Source organism: Oleiphilus sp. HI0079 (assembly GCF_001635105.1).
In genome coordinates this window covers 1-19,742 of the sequence record NZ_LWFT01000950.1, presented here as the reverse complement: position 1 = coordinate 19,742, position 19,742 = coordinate 1, and the positions used below count along the sequence as shown (strand labels likewise).

Annotated in this window: 24 protein-coding genes; 14 read left to right on the top strand and 10 right to left on the bottom strand. The window is 48.0% G+C overall.

Features of this window, described 5'->3' with window-relative positions; translation table 11 throughout:
- From A3750_RS17420 to A3750_RS17410, 3 genes are all read left to right on the top strand, one after another.
- A partial coding sequence (locus A3750_RS17420) for a cbb3-type cytochrome c oxidase subunit I (protein ID WP_068548520.1) occupies positions 1-1,189 on the top strand: 1,189 nt, incomplete at its 5' end.
- Positions 1,190-1,230: 41 nt separating this feature from the next.
- A complete protein-coding gene (locus A3750_RS17415; RefSeq protein WP_068453782.1) occupies positions 1,231-1,806 on the top strand; it encodes a cytochrome c oxidase assembly protein in 576 nt (191 codons plus the stop codon).
- Between the two features lie 64 nt (positions 1,807-1,870).
- The gene (locus A3750_RS17410) at positions 1,871-2,761 is read left to right on the top strand and encodes a cytochrome c oxidase subunit 3 (protein WP_068453784.1); all 891 of its coding nucleotides are present in this window, start codon (positions 1,871-1,873) and stop codon (positions 2,759-2,761) included.
- Positions 2,762-2,777: 16 nt separating this feature from the next.
- On the opposite strand, the gene A3750_RS17405 is transcribed toward A3750_RS17410, so the two are convergent.
- Positions 2,778-2,984, bottom strand: a complete 207-nt coding sequence (locus A3750_RS17405) for a twin transmembrane helix small protein (protein ID WP_068453788.1) — start codon at positions 2,982-2,984, stop codon at positions 2,778-2,780.
- Between the two features lie 75 nt (positions 2,985-3,059).
- Here A3750_RS17405 and A3750_RS17400 point away from each other — a divergent pair, with 75 nt between their 5' ends.
- The 4 genes from A3750_RS17400 to cyoE are packed head-to-tail and all read left to right on the top strand — an operon-like array spanning position 3,060 to position 6,446.
- Entirely contained in the window at positions 3,060-3,818 is a 759-nt protein-coding gene (locus tag A3750_RS17400) for an SURF1 family protein (protein WP_082863104.1), read from the top strand.
- Between the two features lie 26 nt (positions 3,819-3,844).
- Entirely contained in the window at positions 3,845-4,456 is a 612-nt protein-coding gene (locus tag A3750_RS17395) for a hypothetical protein (protein WP_068453791.1), read from the top strand.
- Positions 4,457-4,473: 17 nt separating this feature from the next.
- Positions 4,474-5,514, top strand: a complete 1,041-nt coding sequence (locus tag A3750_RS17390; protein WP_068453794.1) for a heme A synthase — start codon at positions 4,474-4,476, stop codon at positions 5,512-5,514.
- A gap of 17 nt (positions 5,515-5,531) precedes the next feature.
- A complete protein-coding gene (gene cyoE / locus A3750_RS17385) occupies positions 5,532-6,446 on the top strand; it encodes a heme o synthase (protein WP_068453795.1) in 915 nt (304 codons plus the stop codon).
- An 8-nt stretch (positions 6,447-6,454) separates the two neighbouring features.
- On the opposite strand, the gene A3750_RS17380 is transcribed toward cyoE, so the two are convergent.
- From A3750_RS17380 to A3750_RS17370, 3 genes are all read right to left on the bottom strand, one after another.
- The gene (locus A3750_RS17380) at positions 6,455-6,793 is read right to left on the bottom strand and encodes a hypothetical protein (RefSeq protein WP_068453798.1); all 339 of its coding nucleotides are present in this window, start codon (positions 6,791-6,793) and stop codon (positions 6,455-6,457) included.
- 65 nt (positions 6,794-6,858) lie between these two features.
- On the bottom strand, positions 6,859-8,157 hold the full coding sequence (locus A3750_RS17375) for a hypothetical protein (protein WP_068453800.1): 1,299 nt from the start codon (positions 8,155-8,157) through the stop codon (positions 6,859-6,861).
- A gap of 127 nt (positions 8,158-8,284) precedes the next feature.
- Positions 8,285-8,779, bottom strand: a complete 495-nt coding sequence (locus tag A3750_RS17370) for an exonuclease domain-containing protein (RefSeq protein ID WP_068457012.1) — start codon at positions 8,777-8,779, stop codon at positions 8,285-8,287.
- A 216-nt stretch (positions 8,780-8,995) separates the two neighbouring features.
- Between A3750_RS17370 and queC the strand changes: the two genes are divergently transcribed.
- The 6 genes from queC (at position 8,996) to slmA (ending at position 12,595) form a co-directional block, all read left to right on the top strand.
- Positions 8,996-9,652 carry a 7-cyano-7-deazaguanine synthase QueC gene (gene queC / locus A3750_RS17365; protein WP_068457016.1) on the top strand — a complete coding sequence of 219 codons (657 nt, stop codon included), beginning with the start codon at positions 8,996-8,998 and terminating at the stop codon, positions 9,650-9,652.
- Between the two features lie 3 nt (positions 9,653-9,655).
- Entirely contained in the window at positions 9,656-10,453 is a 798-nt protein-coding gene (locus tag A3750_RS17360) for a symmetrical bis(5'-nucleosyl)-tetraphosphatase (RefSeq protein ID WP_068457019.1), read from the top strand.
- A 75-nt stretch (positions 10,454-10,528) separates the two neighbouring features.
- Complete coding sequence (locus A3750_RS17355; RefSeq protein ID WP_068457021.1) at positions 10,529-10,945, top strand: DUF423 domain-containing protein; 417 nt, start codon at positions 10,529-10,531, stop codon at positions 10,943-10,945.
- A gap of 3 nt (positions 10,946-10,948) precedes the next feature.
- Positions 10,949-11,149 carry a sulfur carrier protein ThiS gene (gene thiS / locus A3750_RS17350; protein ID WP_068457024.1) on the top strand — a complete coding sequence of 67 codons (201 nt, stop codon included), beginning with the start codon at positions 10,949-10,951 and terminating at the stop codon, positions 11,147-11,149.
- A gap of 20 nt (positions 11,150-11,169) precedes the next feature.
- Positions 11,170-11,955, top strand: coding sequence for a thiazole synthase (locus tag A3750_RS17345; protein ID WP_068457027.1), 786 nt, complete (start codon positions 11,170-11,172; stop codon positions 11,953-11,955).
- Positions 11,956-11,992: 37 nt separating this feature from the next.
- Entirely contained in the window at positions 11,993-12,595 is a 603-nt protein-coding gene (slmA, locus tag A3750_RS17340) for a nucleoid occlusion factor SlmA (protein ID WP_068457029.1), read from the top strand.
- A gap of 16 nt (positions 12,596-12,611) precedes the next feature.
- On the opposite strand, the gene A3750_RS17335 is transcribed toward slmA, so the two are convergent.
- Entirely contained in the window at positions 12,612-13,421 is an 810-nt protein-coding gene (locus tag A3750_RS17335) for an inositol monophosphatase family protein (RefSeq protein ID WP_197466345.1), read from the bottom strand.
- Between the two features lie 323 nt (positions 13,422-13,744).
- Between A3750_RS17335 and A3750_RS17330 the strand changes: the two genes are divergently transcribed.
- Positions 13,745-14,791, top strand: coding sequence for a 3-deoxy-7-phosphoheptulonate synthase (locus A3750_RS17330; RefSeq protein WP_068457032.1), 1,047 nt, complete (start codon positions 13,745-13,747; stop codon positions 14,789-14,791).
- Positions 14,792-14,815: 24 nt separating this feature from the next.
- On the opposite strand, the gene purD is transcribed toward A3750_RS17330, so the two are convergent.
- From purD to dusB, 5 genes are all read right to left on the bottom strand, one after another.
- The gene (gene purD / locus A3750_RS17325) at positions 14,816-16,111 is read right to left on the bottom strand and encodes a phosphoribosylamine--glycine ligase (RefSeq protein WP_068465691.1); all 1,296 of its coding nucleotides are present in this window, start codon (positions 16,109-16,111) and stop codon (positions 14,816-14,818) included.
- A gap of 89 nt (positions 16,112-16,200) precedes the next feature.
- Positions 16,201-16,611, bottom strand: a complete 411-nt coding sequence (locus A3750_RS17320) for a thioesterase family protein (protein WP_082873377.1) — start codon at positions 16,609-16,611, stop codon at positions 16,201-16,203.
- 91 nt (positions 16,612-16,702) lie between these two features.
- Positions 16,703-18,280 (bottom strand): bifunctional phosphoribosylaminoimidazolecarboxamide formyltransferase/IMP cyclohydrolase, encoded by a 1,578-nt coding sequence (gene purH / locus A3750_RS17315; RefSeq protein ID WP_068458059.1) that lies wholly within the window; start codon positions 18,278-18,280, stop codon positions 16,703-16,705.
- 75 nt (positions 18,281-18,355) lie between these two features.
- On the bottom strand, positions 18,356-18,640 hold the full coding sequence (gene fis / locus A3750_RS17310; RefSeq protein ID WP_369819912.1) for a DNA-binding transcriptional regulator Fis: 285 nt from the start codon (positions 18,638-18,640) through the stop codon (positions 18,356-18,358).
- An 8-nt stretch (positions 18,641-18,648) separates the two neighbouring features.
- On the bottom strand, positions 18,649-19,638 hold the full coding sequence (dusB, locus tag A3750_RS17305) for a tRNA dihydrouridine synthase DusB (protein ID WP_082863337.1): 990 nt from the start codon (positions 19,636-19,638) through the stop codon (positions 18,649-18,651).
- Between the last annotated feature and the right edge of the window lie 104 nt (positions 19,639-19,742).

The window sequence follows — 19,742 nt, the reverse complement described above, 5'->3', positions numbered from 1 at the left end:
CAAGGCCATATCCGGCGCACCCAACTTTGGTTGGACATTCTATGCGCCTCTTTCCACAACATATGCCCCTGATACAGTGACTTACTTTATCTTTGGTGTGCATATGATGGGCATCTCTTCGATTATGGGGGCGATCAACGTTATCGCAACCATTTTGAATATGCGTGCGCCGGGCATGACGCTAATGAAAATGCCGTTGTTTGTCTGGACATGGTTGATTACAGCCTTCCTGCTCATCGCTGTTATGCCGGTATTGGCTGGCGTTGTCACCATGATGCTAATGGACGTTCACTTCGGTACGAGCTTCTTCAATGCGGCAGGTGGTGGTGATCCAGTTCTGTTCCAGCACATTTTCTGGTTCTTTGGGCACCCTGAGGTGTACATCATGATCCTCCCTGCTTTTGGAGTGGTGAGTCAGATTATTCCAACATTTTCGCGTAAACGGTTGTTTGGCTATCACTCGATGGTGTACGCAGTTGCATCCATTGCAATACTCTCGTTCATCGTTTGGGCGCACCATATGTTTACGGTTGGCATGCCCTTATTTGGCGAGCTGTTCTTTATGTATGCAACTATGTTGATTGCAGTGCCAACTGGGGTAAAAGTCTTTAACTGGATCACCACCATGTTCAGAGGCTCTCTCACATTTGAAACGCCTATGCTGTTTTCAATTGCCTTTGTGGTGCTGTTTACCATTGGAGGTTTCTCAGGCTTGATGCTGGCGATTGCGCCATCGGATTTCCAATATCACGATACGTACTTCGTTGTTGCACATTTCCATTACGTTCTCGTACCAGGAGCTATCTTTGGTATTTTCGCGGCTGTTTATTATTGGCTGCCTAAATGGTGCGGCCGGATGTACAGCGAGACCTTGGGCAAATTGCATTTTTGGTTATCGTTTGTGGGTATGAATCTCGCATTCTTCCCAATGCACTTCTTGGGGCTGGCTGGTATGCCGCGGCGTATTCCAGATTACGCGTTGCAGTTTGCAGATTTTAATAGCATATCGACTGTTGGCGCGTTTATGTTTGGCGCAACGCAGTTGCTATTTCTTTACCTTGTCATAAAGACGATTCGAAGCGGAGAGCCGGCGACAGATCAGGTTTGGGAAAGTGCTGAAGGGCTAGAGTGGACTATTCCGTCTCCCGCGCCTTACCACACATTTTCTACACCGCCTGAGGTGAAGTAGTCAATCGTAGTGAGTATTGTACGAAGTTAAGGGGGAGGCATATGCAAAACCAGGCAACAAAAAGAACCGTTCTAAAGTCGCTTTTTGCTGTTGTGGCCATGTTTGGTTTTGGCTTTGCGATGGTCCCCCTTTATGACGTTTTTTGTGACATCACTGGACTGAATGGCAAAACCTCAGGCCGATATGATGCTTCTCTTGTAGAAGAGCATATCGTCGATGCAGAGCGTCAAGTTCGCGTTCAGTTTGTTACACAAAACAATGAGAATATGCCGTGGGAGTTTCGCCCAGTTGATTATCAGGTGAGCGTGCATCCCGGAGCCATGATCGCTGTCGATTTTTATGCCAAAAATCCGACTAGTAAGCCCATGGTTGCGCAAGCAGTTCCAAGCCTCTCGCCATCCGAAGGTACGGATTTTTTCCATAAAACAGAATGTTTTTGCTTTAACCGGCAAGTGTTAAAGCCCGGGGAAGAGGTGTTGATGCCTCTGCGTTTTGTGGTCGATGAATCGTTGCCCGAGCATCTGGGTACATTGACGTTGTCATACACCCTGTTTGATCAGACTGAAACTTTGGCACCCGAAGACTTGGAGCAAGCCTTACAACAAGCAGCACTGTGAAAATAATAATTGGACGTCCGCGAGCGGTTTAGCGCGTCTTGAATGAGAATAGGAGTCTAGATAAATGAGTGCAGAAACATCTTATTATGTGCCGGCGCAGAGTCGTTGGCCTATCGTTGCAACCATCGGTTTATTCTTGACACTGGTGGGCGCAGGAAGCGTTATGAACGCAGCTTCTGCTGGTGAGAGCACCGGCATGTCTTGGTTAATGTTCTTTGTCGGTTCATTGATTATGGCGTATATGCTGTTCGGCTGGTTTGGCCACGTTATCCAAGAAAGCCGTGCTGGCATGTACAGCGAGCAGATGGATCGATCATTCCGCTGGGGAATGAGCTGGTTCATTTTTTCGGAAGTGATGTTTTTTGCCGCTTTTTTCGGTGCGCTGTTTTATGTGCGGGTCTTTTCCGTGCCATGGATCGGCGGTGAGGGCAGCAATGCATCAACCGGTGAATTGCTTTGGCCCGAGTTTCAAGCAACGTGGCCGTTAATGGTGAACCCGGATAACACTACGTTCCCTGGTCCTAAGGCCTTAATTGACCCTTGGCATTTGCCGTTGTTGAACACTATCTTGCTTGTAGCATCGAGTGTGACCGTGACGATCGCACATCACGCTTTGAAAGATGGTAATCGCGCGAAGCTGAAAGGTTTTTTGCTTGCAACAATTGCACTCGGCGCGGTGTTCTTATTTTTCCAGGGAGAAGAATATGTTGAGGCGTATAACGACCTAGATTTGACATTGCAATCAGGTATTTATGGTACGACCTTCTTCTTGCTTACGGGGTTCCATGGTGCGCACGTGACGCTGGGCACAATCATGCTGATTATTATGTACTTCCGTATTCGGAAAGGGCACTTTGACAAAGATAACCACTTTGCGTTTGAGGCAACCAGTTGGTATTGGCACTTTGTCGATGTGGTTTGGCTAGGTCTGTTTTTCCTTGTTTATATTCTTTAAGAAGCAAACCGAATGATCAGATGGGCGAGGGGTTAAGTTTTAACTCCCCCGTCCATAAGGCATAAAGAACGACCAAGACAATGAGTGCGGCTAGAAAGACGCGTACTGTTAAGGAATGAGCAACTCGCTTTGATTTGCTGTCGTCTTTAACCAAGAAAAATAGGCCGCTAAACAGACTGATAACAACGCCAATCAAGAGCACGGCAATGATGATTTTTAACATGTTGTCGGTTCTTTTTATTTGATAGGAGGCTGCAGTGTAGCCTGCGAGGCAAAGCACTTCAAAGCCAAGAGTAGTATGAGAAGTATGGTTGGACGAAGTAAAGGCGCGGCAAAACCTCTAATTCTGGTCTGGTTGTTCTTCCTTATTTTTTTCCCCTTGATGCTAAAGCTTGGTTTTTGGCAGCTAGACAGAGCTGATCAAAAACGATTGTTACTCGCAGAGCAGCAGCAACGAACAAGTGCGATCAGTCGCGCTTTTGCTTCAGACGAAACGGCCAAGCGCTTTGAGCGGTTAACATTAAGAGGGCGTTATTTGGATCGGCACTTGCTTCTGGATAACCGCCAAAAAAAAGGACGTGTGGGTTACGAATTGCTGACTCTGTTTGAGGCCGAAACGGGTGAGTTCTTATTGGTAAACCGAGGTTGGCTGCCGGCACCAAAGTATCGCAGCGAATTTCCGGAGGTTGGCTTGCCCTCTGCAGCGAATAGCAGTGTTGCTTTGGACGGTTATTTTTATTGGCCAGATAAGCAACTGACCGTGTTTGAGAGTAGCCTTGAATCAGATGGGAAAAACAGTTGGCGTATTCAGGGGCTTGATTGGCCGGCCATTGAACAGTTGTTTATGACTAGGCTTGTTACGAACAGCGAATTCCGGCTTTTTTCAGGGGACGTTGTGGGTGCCGAAGATGTGTACTGGGACTATCAGATGATGAATCCGGAAAAGCATCAGGGCTATGCCTTGCAATGGTTTTCAATGTCCTTTGCCTTATTGCTACTGGCATGTTTTACCACTTTTAAGTTATGGCCAAGGGCCGACAAACAATATCAAGAATAATAGATCAGGAAGTACGGGAGTATCTTGTGAGTACTGAAACACTACAACTTAATTCAGAGCATCAACGTCGTCGCAACCAACTTAAATTATTGGCTATTTTTGCGGTGGCGGGCGTTCCGGTCATTCTGGCAATGCTTATGTACTTTGGCAGCTTCGCCATACCAACAGGTAAGACCAATAAAGGTGAGCTAATTGCTCCTGCTTTATCGTTGGCTGCTTTTGGCTTGCAGCCGACGAGTGACGGCTTATATAAGGAAACTCAGGGAAAGTGGTTGTTGATTCAGACCGGCAGCGGTGAGTGTGATGTTGTATGTCAGGATATGGCGCATACAGCTCGACAGGTAAATATTTTAATGGCTAGAGAGCAGGGGCGTGTCGCCCGAGTGTTTATGACGCCCGACGAACAGACTTTTCGCAGTGTGCTTGCAGAAGACTACCCAGAGCTTCAATACCTACCTATAGACCATAAGGTGCAAGCTGCGCTGCCAAGAATCATCAACAGCGAAGCGAATTCCACTTGGCAGCTTTGGATAAGCGACCCACTTGGCAACGTGATTCTGCATTACGATACCTCACATAGTGGTTATGACCTTAAAGACGATTTGAAGAAGCTACTTAAGCTGTCAAATATCGGTTAGAACGAAAGAGGTTTACGATGCATCGGAAGAGAATCTATAGAGTGGCTTTGTTATCGATGCTGCTCGCTATTGTGGTCGTGATGCTCGGCGCTTGGACGAGGCTTGTGGATGCGGGTCTTGGTTGCCCAGATTGGCCAGGCTGCTATGGCTTTCTTACTGTTCCAGAGTCGCCTGAGAAAATAGCAATCGCAGAAGCACGGTTCCCTGAAGCGCCGGTTGAAGTAGAAAAAGGTTGGCCAGAGATGATTCATCGTTATTTTGCGAGTAGCTTAGGGTTTGTCATCTTATGCCTGTCTATCTATGCGTTTCGGGCGCAGAGACAGATAAGATACTCGGCTCAGGAATCAGCATTACCGACTTGGCATATTTATGGCCTGCTAGCGTTGGTGATTTGTCAGGGTTTGTTCGGTATGTGGACGGTAACGCTCAAGCTCTGGCCGCAAGTTGTCAGCGCACACCTTCTCGGAGGGTTCGCGACACTGTCCCTTTTGTTTCTGCTGGTGCTTCGTACCGGTTCTGGCGCGATGAGTAAGGGACTTAACGAGGCCTTATCTCTTCTCAAGCCTTTGAAGCGCTTTGCGATGTTTGGTTTGATTTTGGTTGTTCTTCAAATCTTTTTGGGGGCGTGGACAGCCTCTAATTATGCGGCGCTTGCTTGTGGGGATGAACTGCCAGGTTGTCAGGGCTCACTTTGGCCTGAAATGGATTTTGCGAAGGGGTTTGATTTTACCCAAGAGGTTGGCCCAAATTATTTGGGCGGCACCATGGATAATGCGAGCCGAGTCGCCATTCAGGTCGCACATCGGATCGGCGCCATCGTTCTCGTTGCTTATCTGCTTTGGATGGCGCTGCGCTTGTGGCGGCTAAAGACCGTTCCCGCAGTGCGTAGCGGGGTCATTACGATGCTGGTTATTTTGATTGCACAAGTGCTGCTCGGTTTGAGCAATGTGATCCTGTTAGTTCCTTTAGCCGTTGCAGTTGCGCATAATGCAGTAGGTGCTTTGTTGTTGTTAAGCATGGTCAATCTTAATTTCCAATTACATCGTCTAGAAAAATAATAAGATGGGAGGAAGAAATGAAAGCAACATCAATGATAGGGGGAGCGCCCGCTTCCGCTTCCTGGAAGGATTATCTCGAACTCTGTAAGCCTAAAGTAGTCGCGCTCATGTTGCTGACCTCTGTGGTGGGGATGCTGTTGGCGACTTACAGTTTGCCTTCCTGGCAAGCTTTGATTCTAGGAAATTTAGGCATTGCATTAATGGCTGGATCCGCGGCTGCGATTAATCACGTTGTTGATCAGAGAATTGATGTACACATGGCTCGGACCCGCAATCGACCGCTTGCTGTTGGTAAGGTCGATAGTGCTTCGGCTCTGATATTTGCCGCGGCCATCGGTGCCCTTGGTATGCTTGTGCTGATGGTTTGGGTAAATGCCCTAACAGCCTGGCTCACGCTTGCTTCTTTAATCGGTTACGCACTGATATATACCATGTATTTAAAGCGTGCGACGCCACAGAATATTGTTATTGGCGGCTTGGCCGGTGCGGCGCCGCCGTTGTTAGGATGGACTGCATCAACAGGCTATTTAGATCCGCATGCTTTGTTGCTGGTGTTGATTATCTTTGCTTGGACGCCACCACATTTTTGGGCGCTAGCGATTCACCGTAAAGAAGAATATGCAAAGGTAGGTATTCCCATGCTTCCAGTAACGCATGGTGAGCGTTTTACGAAGCTACATATTTTGCTCTACACCGTCATTCTGTTATTGGTGACTGTGTTGCCGTATATCACTGGGATGAGCGGTGAGGTTTACTTGGTCTCTGCGTTACTGTTGGGCGCACGTTTTATGCAATGGTCGGTAAGGATGATTCGAAACAAGCACAAGCACGATGCGATTAATACCTTCAAATTCTCGATTACGTATCTGATGCTATTGTTCGTCGCTCTGTTAGTGGACCATTACACGCGGCCGGTGCTAGTCGGTTTTTAGGCCCGACTCTAGCTTCTTGCTTCTTCAAGAATGGCGAGAATATTCGAAAGGATATCTCGCATATCAATGTAGGTCTTTGTTCTGGGGATAAGCGCTGCGAGACGCTCATCCAATTCTTCCACTTTCGACCCAATTCGGCGAATGCCTTCCGTAATGAATTCGTAGGGGTAGTGGTGATCTTGGATGCTGAGTTTGTTTAGCTCTCCGATCTCTTGCGAGAACATGCTCGCAATGTCGTAGATAAAATCTTTATCCGAGATGCTCGATGCTTCCCAATAAGCATCGTCTAACAGCTCGCTGAAACTCATGAACTCGTTTATAACGTGGGCAATAGAAGGGCTCGACACATTGCTGTCCTCGCTAATTTGATGCTTCAAATATAGCAGAGGGCAGGCAAAATGCTGCTGAAATTTTAGGGAATGATGGCTCCTGCTGTACCTTGGTAGGTATACGCGGGAATCGGTTCAGCCGAGATAATTTGGTTGCCATCACTATCGAGTACCGGTTCACCATCTGCATCTGTTTCATAGGTGATGTCATAACCGGTATCCGTAACGAACGTTAGTCGAACGCCAACGCCAGGATTGGCATCCGCAAGCAGATCAAGCACGGCTTGTTTTTCGCAGTCTGTTGGGTCTTTGATAATGATGCTTTGGTTGAGTCCGTTCGCGTCGGCACCGTAGATGGCTTCTCGATATTCCGATACGTAAATGCGCACCTCGCCTGCTTTGTTGCTGGTGTAGTCCACTTCTACGCGAAGTCGCTTCAGATCAGTGTGAACGGAGTTTAAATCGAAGCTGTGTTCTTCAAGCTTGTTTGCCTCCGCATCGCATGCTCCGCCGACATCCGTTGATGGTACCCGAGTAGTTGTGCCTGAAGGGCAGTCTTCCCATGTGCTCGGGTCATCATTTGTGCGGTCGGTGTCGCAGTACTCGTTGTTGTAATCCAGCAGCAGCTGGCCGAGCTCTGTATCCTCACCATCATCGAATGAAAGGCGCGCAAAACCGCTACCGTTATTGGCGATAAGTTGTCTGACTTCAGGTTGGGTAAAACCATTTGCTTTGAAGTTCTCTGGGAGCGCCTGATAGAAGCCAATGAACGGCACGGATTCTCGTGATGCTGAAGATTCTAGATCTTCACGCTGCTCGGCAACGATAATGGACTGCTGAACGATGCGCGTAAAAGGGTTGTAGCTCATCGCGAGCTCAGCAAAGGCTAACGTTGTTGCATCCGCGTCTGTGTCGACTATGCGAATGTCATCATTCTGATAGCTGCAAAAATCGTCATCATCGGCAATGCCTTGTGCTACCTGGTTTTTGGCAATAGCAAATGCTTCTATCTCAACGCCTGGATCAGTGGTTGACACGATACTCTCAAGAAAGTCCAGGGGGTTTCTTGCGCCTGTAACTAAATCGCCAGACTTGTCGTAACTCAAGAAGTCACTAATTTGTTGATCGATAAAGTCCTTGGCTGCCTGCTCTTCAGCCGAAAGTACGCTGGAAGGCGTCATAGTCTCGATTGCTTCACGAAGGTAGAGCGGATATTCGTCGGCATCTGTGAATATTTGAAACTTGGGGTCCGGCGCTGGAATGACGACTTGAATATCTTGGCCAGCGGCACATTTTTGAGCGGTGGTTTCGAATGCCGGTTCACAGGCGCTAAGAAGGAAAGCTGACGCAAACAGCGCGCTCAGCTTAGAGAAATTCTGCATATATAACACTCACGAGACTGCTGGATCGTTACGACTTAATGAAGCGCCGAGTCTATCATTTTCTGGGTGGGCTTGTAGCGGTAGCAAGCGCCGATTAAGCGCTATTGTTCAAAAACTGTGCGCTCCTTCAGACTTGCGTGACGCGCTTGAAGGTTTCATGAAGGATGCGAGCATCATTTGAAGCTCGGTGGCGTTCCAAAGCCATCTCTTCAATAGCTTGATTGTGCACATCTTGCCAGCGCTCGATCTGCGCATCATCTAATAGTGCGCTCACCGATTCGATCTGAAAGCTGTGTTTGAGTCCTGATGTTTTGAAAAGCCGATGAAGCCAAAAGCTATCAAAGGTCCATGCATCGCAATAGACCAATGCATTGCCAAGCAAGCTGTTTAGCGCAGTCGCGACGTCGACACAATCTGTACCATTTTCTTCCAGCTCCTCACGCGATATGCCGTGAATTTTGGCTGCTTTTCCGGACCAGTCTTTCCATAAAATATGGGGTTTGATGAGCCAAGAGTGTGTGTCACCGTTCGGCATGCAGATACCTACCTCAATCGGGTAGCTCTCGATCAGATCGAGACTTGAAGCTTCAAAATCAATAAAGATAGGAAAAACAGCTGACATAATATGTGGCGCTTAAAAACAAGAAGGCTTTAATGGCTGGCTATGGTAGCCAGAGTTAGTTCATGTCGCAATTGATCACAGCAGATTAGCTTAAAAACTGAGAAGTGCGAACAAGAACTTGCGACAAGTCGAGAGTAAACCTTGTCTGATTAACTTTACTTTGCGCTTTGCAATGCAAAAGCTAGAATGCCAACGAACTGTTCAGGAGTAACATAAATGAGTGACAAGATCGTTGTGATCTATTCGGGTGGTATGGATTCTTTCACCGTTTTGCATGACGCCGTCCGCACGGGAAAGCAAGTCTATGCCGTTTCGTTTAATTATGGGCAAAAACACTCGAAAGAATTGCACTATGCACAAAAGGTTTGTGACGACTTGGCGATTCCACACAAAATAGTCGATATCACGGCCATACATCAGCTGCTTCTGGGTTCATCATTGACCGATGATATTGAAATACCCGACGGACATTATGAAGAGGAGAGCATGAAGTCGACCATGGTACCAAACCGGAACATGATCATGATCTCGCTCGCTGTTGGCTATGCAGTCTCAATTGATGCCGGTTTTGTTTATTATGGAGCACATAGTGGAGACCACGCGATCTACCCTGATTGCCGGCCTGAATTTGTGCGTAAGATGGCCGATGTCGCTCGGATTGCTAACTATGAGCCGGTCGATATTGTCGCGCCATTTTTAAATGCCACTAAGGGAGAAATTCTCGCGCAGGGTTTGAAATATGGCTTGGATTACTCCAAAACGTGGACTTGCTACAAAGGCAGAGAACGAGCATGCGGTACATGCGGTGCATGTCAGGAGCGGCTTGAGGCTTTTGCTGATAATAATGCGATAGACCCTGTGAGCTACGAGTAACCCATGGCCGTGTATGCAATAGGCGATCTTCAAGGTTGTTATACGTCTTTTCGTAAGCTTCTCAATGCGGTCGATTTTGCGTCAGAAAGAGACGAGCTGTGGCTCGCAGGCGATTTGGTGAATCGTGGTCCTGATTCGCTCAACTGTTTGCGCCTCGCTAAACGTCTCAAAGCGAAAATTGTCTTGGGAAACCATGACTTGCATCTTCTTGCTTGCTACTATAGTAAGCACTTACTTAAGAAGAAAGATACTTTGGCATCGTTACTTGAGGCTGAAGATTGTCATGCGCTGATGGAGTGGTTGCGAAGGCAGCCTTTGATCCGCGTTGATAAAGCTCGGCATTTGGTAATGAGCCACGCTGGTGTTCCGCATATCTGGAAGATCAAGCATGCAATAAAATACGCGAATGAAGTGCATGAAGTGTTGGCCAGTGAAGACGCGAAGCGATACGAGGCTTATTTCAATGCAATGTATGGGAATCAGCCGGCTGTTTGGGATGATAGTCTTAAGGGGCAAGATCGCTTGAGGGTGATTACCAATTACTTGACGCGCATGCGGTTTATTGATCAGCGTGGAGCGCTGGAGTTGAGCGCCAAAGAGGGGCTCGATAAGACGCCCTTGGGTTTCGCCCCTTGGTTTAAGCAACCAACATCAAGGAAGTGGACCATTGTTTTTGGCCACTGGGCTGCCTTAGAAGGACAGACCGAAGATGCACGTTTTCAAGCGATCGACACAGGTTGCGTATGGGGCGGAAAACTTACAGCGCTGAATTTAGATACGCTGGAACGAACAAGCGTCTAGGAATAGAGCAGAGCACGCAGCGGACTGTATTTTGCTGCAAATAATGATAAATAATACGTCGTCACGATCTGAAAGATGCGAATAATACACCACCATTTTTTAGTACTAGGTTGCATTGGTGCTGGGTTGTCGGTTGCTCTTGGCGCTTTCGCAGCGCATGCCTTGAAGGACTCTTTGTCAGAGAAAATGCTGTCTGTTTTTCAAACGGGTGTGGAGTATCAGGCGTACCATAGTTTAGCGATGTTGGTCTTGGTGTTGTTGGCGTCTTTGGCGAGAACAGAAAAGGCACGCCGTTACTTGAGTGTCTCCATGTCGCTCATGCTCTTTGGTGTCGTGTTGTTTAGTGGGAGCTTGTATGCCTTGGCGCTTACCGGTTTGGCGTCTTTAGGAATGATTACTCCAGTGGGTGGAGTTTTGTTTCTTTTAGCTTGGTTCTTTGCGGCAAGAGGTGCATGGAGCATGGGCAAGCCTGAGCTTTTAGAGGAAAGTTAAATCGTGAAGATTATTCTAAATGGCGAGCCTTACGAATGTGAGGCTGGCACAGACTTACTAGCGATCGCAAAGGCGCTTTCTTTAGAGGGGAAACGTTACGCGATTGAGCACAATAAAGAGATTGTCCCCAAAGCCCAGCATGAGAAAATCACGTTACAGGAAGGTGATCTGGTTGAGGTTGTGCAGGCGATTGGTGGCGGTTAGCCAATAGGAAAGGAAGTAAAATGGGATTAGATACCGGAGTTCTAGAGATAGAAGGCGAAAAGTATAAAAGTCGTCTGTTAGTAGGGACGGGAAAGTACAAAGATCTAGAAGAAACACGGTTGGCAATTGAGGCCAGCGGCGCGGAAATCGTGACAGTTGCTGTTCGTAGAACCAATATAGGTCAAAACCCTGACGAGCCAAATCTTTTGGACGTGGTGTCGCCGGACAAGTATACGATTCTTCCAAATACTGCAGGCTGTTATAACGCCGATGATGCCGTACGTACTTGCCGATTGGCCCGCGAGTTACTGGATGGCCATGACCTCGTGAAGCTCGAGGTGCTTGGTGATCAGAAAACGCTCTATCCAAATGTTGTTGAGACTCTTGCTGCAGCCAGGACGCTCGTTAAAGACGGGTTTAAAGTCATGGTGTACACAACAGACGATCCGTTAATTGCCAAAGAACTGGAAGAGATCGGTTGCGTTGCGGTAATGCCGCTTGGGGCACCAATAGGGAGCGGTCTTGGGATTCGCAACCCGCACAATATCCATATGATTTTAGAAAACGCGAATGTCCCTATTTTAGTGGATGCGGGCGTTGGTACGGCCTCGGATGCATCTATTGCAATGGAGCTTGGCTGTGATGGCGTACTGATGAATACCGCCATTGCTGCTGCAAGAGATCCTATAATGATGGCGCATGCAATGAAGCTAGCTGTAGACAGCGGCCGTGCAGCATATTTGGCTGGCCGTATGCCGAGAAAATTATACGCCTCAGCATCTTCGCCATTAGAAGGCTTGATTTAAGCCAACTTCAAAAAACAAAACAGGGAGTGCCGCAACTATGGCCCCGGCAAAGAAAGATAAAGTGAGCAGAAAAGAACAAATCTTGCAGGTTTTGGCAAGCATGCTTGAAGATAATCTCGGGGAGCGCATCACCACCGCAAAGCTTGCCGCAGAGGTTGGTGTTACTGAGGCCGCTTTGTATCGACACTTTCCGAGTAAGGCGAAGATGTATGAAGGTTTGATTGAGTTTATTGAAGAGACGGTTTTTACTCGCATTAACCGTATCAAGCAAGAGGGGCAGAACGCTCTGGATAAGCTCCAAAAAACGCTCACGTTAGTACTTGCTTTTTGTGAAAAGAATCAGGGTATGTGTCGTATTCTAGCAGGCGATGCGCTTGCCGGAGAGAGTGAGAAAGTGCGCACGCGCGCCGAACACTTTTTTCAAAGGCTTGAGACCGAACTCAAGCAGATGATTAAGGATGGAGAGGCGCAAGAATCGCTCGCGCGGAAGCTTAGCCCGGCGGCGAGTGCAAATCTTTTGCTGGTGAATGTTGAGGGTCGGATTCACCAGTACGTGCGAAGTGAGTTTAAAGTGAAGCCGACAGCACATTGGGCGAATCACTGGCCAATCTTGGCTGGTGGTGTGTTTCAGGCGGCTTAATTAGAACTCAAACAGCTCAGGCCGTCGGGGCGAGAAGTGCTCTACTTTGCTCATAAAGTTCTGGCGTAGATACCAAGAGATTTTGATGGTAGATAGCTGGTGGAATGTGGTTTGGCACCTCTGAAAAGTGCCCACATTTCGCCCCGGCTTCTAGCGCAATCAGCCTTGCCGCAGCAAAGTCCCACGGGCTTAACGACTCAAAATAGAGATCAAGGCGGCCGCAGGCTACCCAGCAAATATCCAGTGCGGCACTACCTAACCGCCGCATATCTTGGCAATGGCGAAGCATTAGATCAACACGTGGCAAAATGGGATCAAGGTCTTTTTTGTTATAGGGGAATCCCGTTGCGAACAACGCCTTACGTAAGTTGCTTGCCCCGCTTGGCTCGATACTTCTATTGTTTAATTGTGCGCCACCCCTTTTGTGTGCTGAGAACAATTCATCCATAAATGGATTGTAAACAGCGCCGCACTGCACATCTCCATCGCATGCAAACGCAATACTAACGGCCACCATTTGATGCCCATGTGCATAATTTACTGTTCCATCAATCGGGTCTACGATCCAAATTGGCGAATCTAGGTTGTGACTGATGCTCTTATCTGTGCACGTCTCCTCGGTTAGAAAGCGATGATTTGGGAAGACCTGCTTGATGCGTTCGATAATGAACTTGTCGGCGGCGAGATCTGCATTAGTGACGAGCTCTTGCTGATCTTTGTATTGATGTTGGAGCGCACCTTCGTTCCGCATTTTCTTAATAAGCTGTCCTGCTTCAATTGCGGTCGTCTTGGCCAGCGTGAGTGCAGCATCAATATCCGTCATCATTTCTTTTCCTAGTCAAATGTGCTGAGAGTCTCTCGACGTATGTTTGCTATGACGCAAAAGTTTGGGTCAGCTGTTTACAAATCATTAATCCGAGTATAACGTTAGCGGCATGAACAAGACGAACTTACACACATCATTAACTGCTTTGCGAGCATTATGTTTGTCGTCTGCGGCTGCGTGGCACTTTAGCTTTTATTTTGGTTTTAACCAAGATTTGGTCGTGCCCAGCTAAACAAGCGAATAGGGGAGGCCAATAAAGCGCCTCCGAAAAAGAACCTCGGTTGGCGCCTCCTTCCGAGGTTTTTTTTTAAAAGGAAATAACAATGAGTCAAGTTCAAACCCAGTCAAACGTCGTGCTTGAGCCGCCGCAACTTACACCCTTGAGCAGTCCGAAGATGCTGAAAGATCGCCTGCCTCTCTCAGAAGACTTGTTGGCGCAGATAGAGCGCCAACGATCCGAGATTCAGGATGTTGTTCTTGGACGAGATAAGCGATTGTTGGTAATTGTGGGGCCGTGCTCTTTGCATTGTGACGCGGCTGCGATTGATTATGCCAAGCGACTCGCTGTGCTTGCTGATCAGTATAGTGACAAGTTATTGATTGTGATGCGTGCTTATCTTGAGAAGCCCCGAACAACGGTTGGCTGGAAAGGCATGTTGTATGACCCGCTGATGGATGGCTCGGATAATCTGGCGCTAGGCCTTGAAAAGAGTCGGCAATTGCTTAGAGAAATCGTTACTTTGGGTTTGCCAATTGCAACGGAAGCGTTAAACCCGTTGGCCGTTCCATATCTTGATGACCTGTTGGCTTGGGTTGCTGTAGGTGCAAGAACGACAGAATCACAAACACATCGAGAAATGGCGAGTGGATTGCCGTGTACAGTGGGGTTTAAGAATGGCACCGATGGTGGCTTAGATGTGGCCATTCATGCGTTGCTTTCTGCGGCTAGACCGCATAGTTTTCTTTCCATGTGTCAGGATGGTCAAATTCATCATATCCGCTCTACTGGTAATGGTTCTGGGCAGTTGGTGTTACGGGGTGGCAAACACGGCCCTAACTTCGATGCTGTTCACATGGCTCAAGCCAAGAAGTTGATGGCGAGTGCGGGGCTTTATCCGTCTGTTGTAGTGGATTGTAGTCATGAAAATTCAGGTAAAGACCATACTCGACAGGCGAGCGTGGTGTCCGATGTTATTGCGCAGAAGGCCGCAGGCTGCGATACGATCAAAGGGGTTATGCTAGAGAGCTATTTGACGGAGGGCCGCCAAAATATCAGTGCCAATATGGATTATGGTCAATCGGTTACCGATGCGTGTATCGGTTGGGAAGAAACTGAAAGCTTGATTCGAAATTTGCACGCTGCGCTTTAGTCGATGCGCAGCGTGCAGTAACGTTTAACGCTCGTTTTGTTGTTCGCGTTCAATCGCCCGATAGGCAATGTCTTTACGATAAAACATATCTTTCCAGTCTATGTTGTTTGCTAGCGTATAGGCCGCTTGAGCGGCTTCTGACACTGTGTCGCCTAATGCGGTAGCGCACAGCACACGACCACCACTTGTGACAACTTGGTTCTCTTCTAAGCTCGTACCGGCGTGAAACACTTTTCCATTCTGTGATTTCGCTTTCTCTAGCCCTTCGATTGGAAGCGCTTTTTTATAACTGCCCGGATATCCTCCAGCAGCTAGCACTACGCCCACAGCCGGTTTGTCATTCCAAATAGGGGATTCCTGATTAAGTGTTCCGCTTATTGCCGACGAACAAAGAGGAGCGAGATTAGATATCAGACGCATCATGATTGGCTGGGTCTCAGGATCACCAAATCGACAGTTGAATTCGATGACCTTTGGCTGACCTTCAGATGTAATCATTAGACCTGCATAGAGAAATCCCCGGTAACGATTTCCTTCGCTCTTCATGCCTTTCAACGTAGGGTTGATCACTTGCTCCATAATGCGATTATGAATTTCTTGAGTGACGACTGGGGCTGGGGAATATGCTCCCATGCCACCTGTGTTCGGACCGGTATCGCCATCACCGACGCGTTTGTGGTCCTGGCTAGTCGCCATCGGTATGCAGTCCTCTCCGTCAGCAATGACGATAAAGCTTGCTTCCTCACCCGTTAGAAACTCTTCTATGACGACCCTGCATCCAGCTTCACCAAAAGCGTTTCCAGATAGCATGTCTTTCACAGCGGCTTCTGCTTCATCCAGTGTCATCGCGACGATCACGCCTTTGCCAGCGGCAAGGCCGTCCGCTTTAACAACGATAGGGGCGCCCACTTTCTTAAGATAGGCAAGCGCTTCATCGACTTGCGTAAAGTTCTGGTAGTCCGCAGTAGGAATATGGTGTCTGGCTAGAAAGTCTTTTGTGAATGCTTTTGAGCCCTCGAGTTGCGCGGCTCCTTTGCTTGGTCCGAAGCACGCAAGACCCTGCGTTTCAAAGTAGTCGACGATGCCCTCTACAAGAGGCGCTTCCGGACCGATTACGGTGAGGGAGACATCATTCTCTTTGGCAAATTGAGCGAGCTTCTCAAACTCCATGACATCAATCGCGACATTCTGTAATTTTTCATCTGTCGCGGTGCCGGCATTTCCCGGTGCAACAAATACAGCTTTAACGTCATTGTCTTGTGCGATTTTCCACGCGAGCGCGTGTTCTCTACCGCCGCTTCCTACAACTAAAACATTCATGAATTCAGGCCTTTGGCATGTTTTTTAGGGGCGAAAGGATAACTGAGATGAAAGGTTAGATCAAAGAGACTGCAGTGAGCGTTTGTTGACTAGAAAACCTGAGCGATCTGTTCTAGTTTTTCGCGTGCCTTGCCTTCTATGCTAGTTGCCTTCAGCGTACCTTTGTCCATAAGAACAAAAGTATGTTCTGCCTCAGCTATTTTTTTGTCTCCGCCGTCTGTAAAAATTGTTTGTTGGACTTTACAGCTCGATGTACCGATTTTCATCACTTTGGTCTGAACCTCGAGCATGTCGCCCAGCATACACGGACGCCTGTAATCGACGTTGCTGTTTACTAGGGTGAGGGCGAGTTCAAGCTCGGAAAAAAACTCAATAGCGTTGTAGTTTTCAAAAAGACGCCAGCGAGCTTCCTCCATAAAGGTATTGTAAGCGTTGATATTCATATGACCATATTGGTCAAGATGGTATCCACGGACTGTAAAGCGAGCGTAATCTGACACGAGAAACTACCTGGCAAATTATGAAATGAATCTGTTGAGATAGTATAGGTGAACAAGGTTCAAAGGAAGCCGCTCGTGTCATCAATTACGATTAGTGTCTAAAGTGTCTCATGCCGGTGAAGATCATCGCCATTTCGTGCTCGTCAGCCGCTTTGATGACCTCTTCATCTCGCATCGAACCGCCTGGTTGAATCACGCAAGCAATACCAGCGTCTGCCGCGTTATCAATGCCGTCCCGAAAAGGGAAAAATGCATCTGAGGCCATCACGGAGCCAGCTACTTTAAGGCCAGCATGTTCTGCCTTGATTGCCGCAATACGAGCTGAATTTACACGGCTCATCTGGCCTGCACCAACACCCACTGTTTGTAGATTCTTGCCATACACAATGGCGTTTGACTTCACCATCTTTGCAACTTTCCAGGTGAATAATGCATCTCGTAACTCGTCTTCGGTTGGTTGACGGCGACTAACTACCTTAATCTCACCAAGATTGATCATTCCTAAGTCGCGCTCTTGAACAAGGATTCCGCCATTAACGCGTTTGTAATCCATCGCAGGACTTGCTTTCGTTAGCGTTCCACAAACAAGTAGGCGAACATTTTTCTTGGTGCTTACCGCTGCAATTGCTTCGTTACTTGCAGACGGCGCGATAATTACCTCGACAAATTGTCGATCAACAATCGCTTGCGCGGTTTTTCCATCAAGCTCTCTGTTAAAGGCGATGATGCCGCCGAAAGCCGACTCAGGATCGGTCGCGTAGGCATTTTCATAAGCGGTATGGATGTTTTCCGCTTCAGAGACTCCGCATGGGTTCGCGTGCTTGACGATTACGCAGGCAGGCTCGTTAAACAGCCGAACGGTCTCAAGTGCGGCGTCGGTATCTGCAATGTTGTTATAGGATAGCTCTTTACCTTGGAGTTGCTTTGAGTTCGCAATGCACGCGTCTTGAATATTTTCTTCAACGTAGAATGCACTTGCTTGATGGGGGTTTTCGCCATAACGCATGTCTTGTGCTTTGTTGAAGTTTAGATTGATTGTGCGCGGTAGCTTGCTGCAGCCGCCTTTTACGCGTTCTCCAAAGTAATTGGCAATCGCGCTATCGTAGGCCGCGGTATGCTCATAGGCCTTAATTGCGAGATCAAAGCGAGTATCGAAACGGGTGCAGCCGTTGTTGGCGCGTAATTCTTCGGTTAGTGGGGCATAATCTGCCGCATTCACGACGATATTCACAAATGCGTGGTTCTTCGCTGCGGCACGGACCATGGTTGGGCCACCGATGTCTATATTTTCAACTGCGTCATCCATAGAGCAGTCTTCTTTTGCAACGGTTTGTGCAAACGGATAAAGATTCACGATCACCATGTCGATTGCATCAATACCATGCTCTAACATGACAGCATCGTCTTGGCCTCGACGGCCCAGGATGCCACCATGTACTTTGGGGTGAAGTGTCTTCACTCGACCGTCCATCATTTCAGGGAAGTTGGTATAGCTAGAAACTTCAGTGACGGGCACGCTTTCTTTCTGAAGAAGATTAAAGGTGCCGCCGGTAGAAAGAATTTCTACTCCTAAATCGACAAGTTCTTTTGCGAACTCAACAATTCCGGTTTTGTCGGAGACGCTGATTAGGGCGCGTTTAACGGGTGCTAGGCGAGGGTCGGTCGTCATACTTAATTCCAATTTTACTTCTGCTTAGAACGTAAAAGGGCGAGATAATCCCGCCCTTTTTTGATGCTTTTCGTTTTACAGTAAACCGTATTGCTTTAACTTCTTGCGAAGCGTACCTCTATTAAGGCCAAGCAAAACGGAGGCTTTAGTTTGGTTGTTACGGGTGTACTTTAGTACCTGCTCGAGAAGAGGTGCTTCTACTTCAGTAAGCACTAGTTGGTAAACGTCGGTCACAGGCGCGCCGTCTAGTTGAGCAAAATAGTTGCTCAGCGCTTTCTCTACCTCGTCACGCAAGGTTGTTCCGCCTTCTGCCGCTGGGCCGATTTGTGTTTGTTGTGCTTCGTGGTTGTCGGCTAGCATTTGAGAACTCATGCTGCTGCTTCTCCTTGGGTAAGTGACTGCTCAAAGTAACTGGTTATAGCTTCAAGCTGTTCGTTAGTTGAATCAATGGTGTTAAAAATCTTTCTAAACGCTTTACCATCTGGTCGTGTTTGCAAATACCAGGCAACATGTTTGCGTGAGATCCGGACTCCCATGACATCGCCATAGAAGGAGTGAAGTTCACTGACATGTTGCAGCATAATTGCTTTTTGCTCTTCGGTAGCGCGCGGCGGCAAATGAGTCCCTTTTGCCAGGAAGTGCTCTATTTCTTCAAAAATCCATGGTTTTCCCTGAGCCGCGCGTCCTATTAGCAGTCCGTCCGCTCCGGTGAAGTTCAAGACCTGTTTTGCCTTTTCGGGAGAGGTGATATCTCCGTTTGCAAACACCGGAATTGAAACGGCTTGCTTGACCGCGCGTATCGTGTCGTACTCCGCCTCACCCCTATAGGCGCAGGCTCTGGTTCGGCCGTGAACAGCCAAAGCCTGAATGCCTGAGTCTTCCGCCATTCGGGCTATTGTTTCTGCGTTTTTGCTTTGTTGATCCCAGCCAGTTCTGATCTTGAGCGTTACTGGGATTTCTACTGCATTCACAACGGCGTTTAAGATGTCTTTGACAAGCGCTTCATCTTTCATCAAAGCGGAACCCGCGGCTTTATTGCACACTTTCTTGGCCGGGCAGCCCATATTGATATCAATAATTTGGGCGCCTTGATCGGCATTAAGCTTTGCTGCAAGTGCCAGCATCTGGGCATCGCCGCCAGCAATTTGAACCGATATTGGGGCTTTTTCGCCCTCGTGGTCCAAACGATGTTTCGATTTGCGGGTTTTCCAAAAGCTTGGGTCGGCGATGACCATCTCCGAGACCGCAAGACCCGCACCATATTGTCGGCAAAGTTGGCGAAACGGTCTGTCCGTCACACCGGCCATTGGCGCAAGGATCAAGTTGTTACGAAGTTTGTAAGGGCCAATCTGAACCACAAATCAAAAGCTCTGGGCTGCCGAAAAAGGACGCAAATAATACTCCTCTCGGGCGACCTGTTAAAGACGCAATGTGGGCTTTTTTTTGGTTATATTTTGTTCGA

Excerpts from the sequence above, each read along its gene's own strand:
- A3750_RS17415 (WP_068453782.1), top strand. The coding sequence starts at position 1,231 with ATGCAAAACCAGGCAACAAAAAGAACCGTTCTAAAGTCGCTTTTTGCT.
- A3750_RS17410 (WP_068453784.1), top strand. The coding sequence starts at position 1,871 with ATGAGTGCAGAAACATCTTATTATGTGCCGGCGCAGAGTCGTTGGCCT.
- A3750_RS17405 (WP_068453788.1), bottom strand. The coding sequence starts at position 2,984 with ATGTTAAAAATCATCATTGCCGTGCTCTTGATTGGCGTTGTTATCAGT.
- A3750_RS17400 (WP_082863104.1), top strand. The coding sequence starts at position 3,060 with ATGAGAAGTATGGTTGGACGAAGTAAAGGCGCGGCAAAACCTCTAATT.
- A3750_RS17390 (WP_068453794.1), top strand. The coding sequence starts at position 4,474 with ATGCATCGGAAGAGAATCTATAGAGTGGCTTTGTTATCGATGCTGCTC.
- cyoE (WP_068453795.1), top strand. The coding sequence starts at position 5,532 with ATGAAAGCAACATCAATGATAGGGGGAGCGCCCGCTTCCGCTTCCTGG.
- A3750_RS17375 (WP_068453800.1), bottom strand. The coding sequence starts at position 8,157 with ATGCAGAATTTCTCTAAGCTGAGCGCGCTGTTTGCGTCAGCTTTCCTT.
- A3750_RS17370 (WP_068457012.1), bottom strand. The coding sequence starts at position 8,779 with ATGTCAGCTGTTTTTCCTATCTTTATTGATTTTGAAGCTTCAAGTCTC.
- queC (WP_068457016.1), top strand. The coding sequence starts at position 8,996 with ATGAGTGACAAGATCGTTGTGATCTATTCGGGTGGTATGGATTCTTTC.
- A3750_RS17360 (WP_068457019.1), top strand. The coding sequence starts at position 9,656 with ATGGCCGTGTATGCAATAGGCGATCTTCAAGGTTGTTATACGTCTTTT.
- A3750_RS17355 (WP_068457021.1), top strand. The coding sequence starts at position 10,529 with ATGCGAATAATACACCACCATTTTTTAGTACTAGGTTGCATTGGTGCT.
- A3750_RS17345 (WP_068457027.1), top strand. The coding sequence starts at position 11,170 with ATGGGATTAGATACCGGAGTTCTAGAGATAGAAGGCGAAAAGTATAAA.
- slmA (WP_068457029.1), top strand. The coding sequence starts at position 11,993 with ATGGCCCCGGCAAAGAAAGATAAAGTGAGCAGAAAAGAACAAATCTTG.
- A3750_RS17335 (WP_197466345.1), bottom strand. The coding sequence starts at position 13,421 with ATGATGACGGATATTGATGCTGCACTCACGCTGGCCAAGACGACCGCA.
- A3750_RS17330 (WP_068457032.1), top strand. The coding sequence starts at position 13,745 with ATGAGTCAAGTTCAAACCCAGTCAAACGTCGTGCTTGAGCCGCCGCAA.
- purD (WP_068465691.1), bottom strand. The coding sequence starts at position 16,111 with ATGAATGTTTTAGTTGTAGGAAGCGGCGGTAGAGAACACGCGCTCGCG.
- purH (WP_068458059.1), bottom strand. The coding sequence starts at position 18,280 with ATGACGACCGACCCTCGCCTAGCACCCGTTAAACGCGCCCTAATCAGC.
- fis (WP_369819912.1), bottom strand. The coding sequence starts at position 18,640 with ATGCTAGCCGACAACCACGAAGCACAACAAACACAAATCGGCCCAGCG.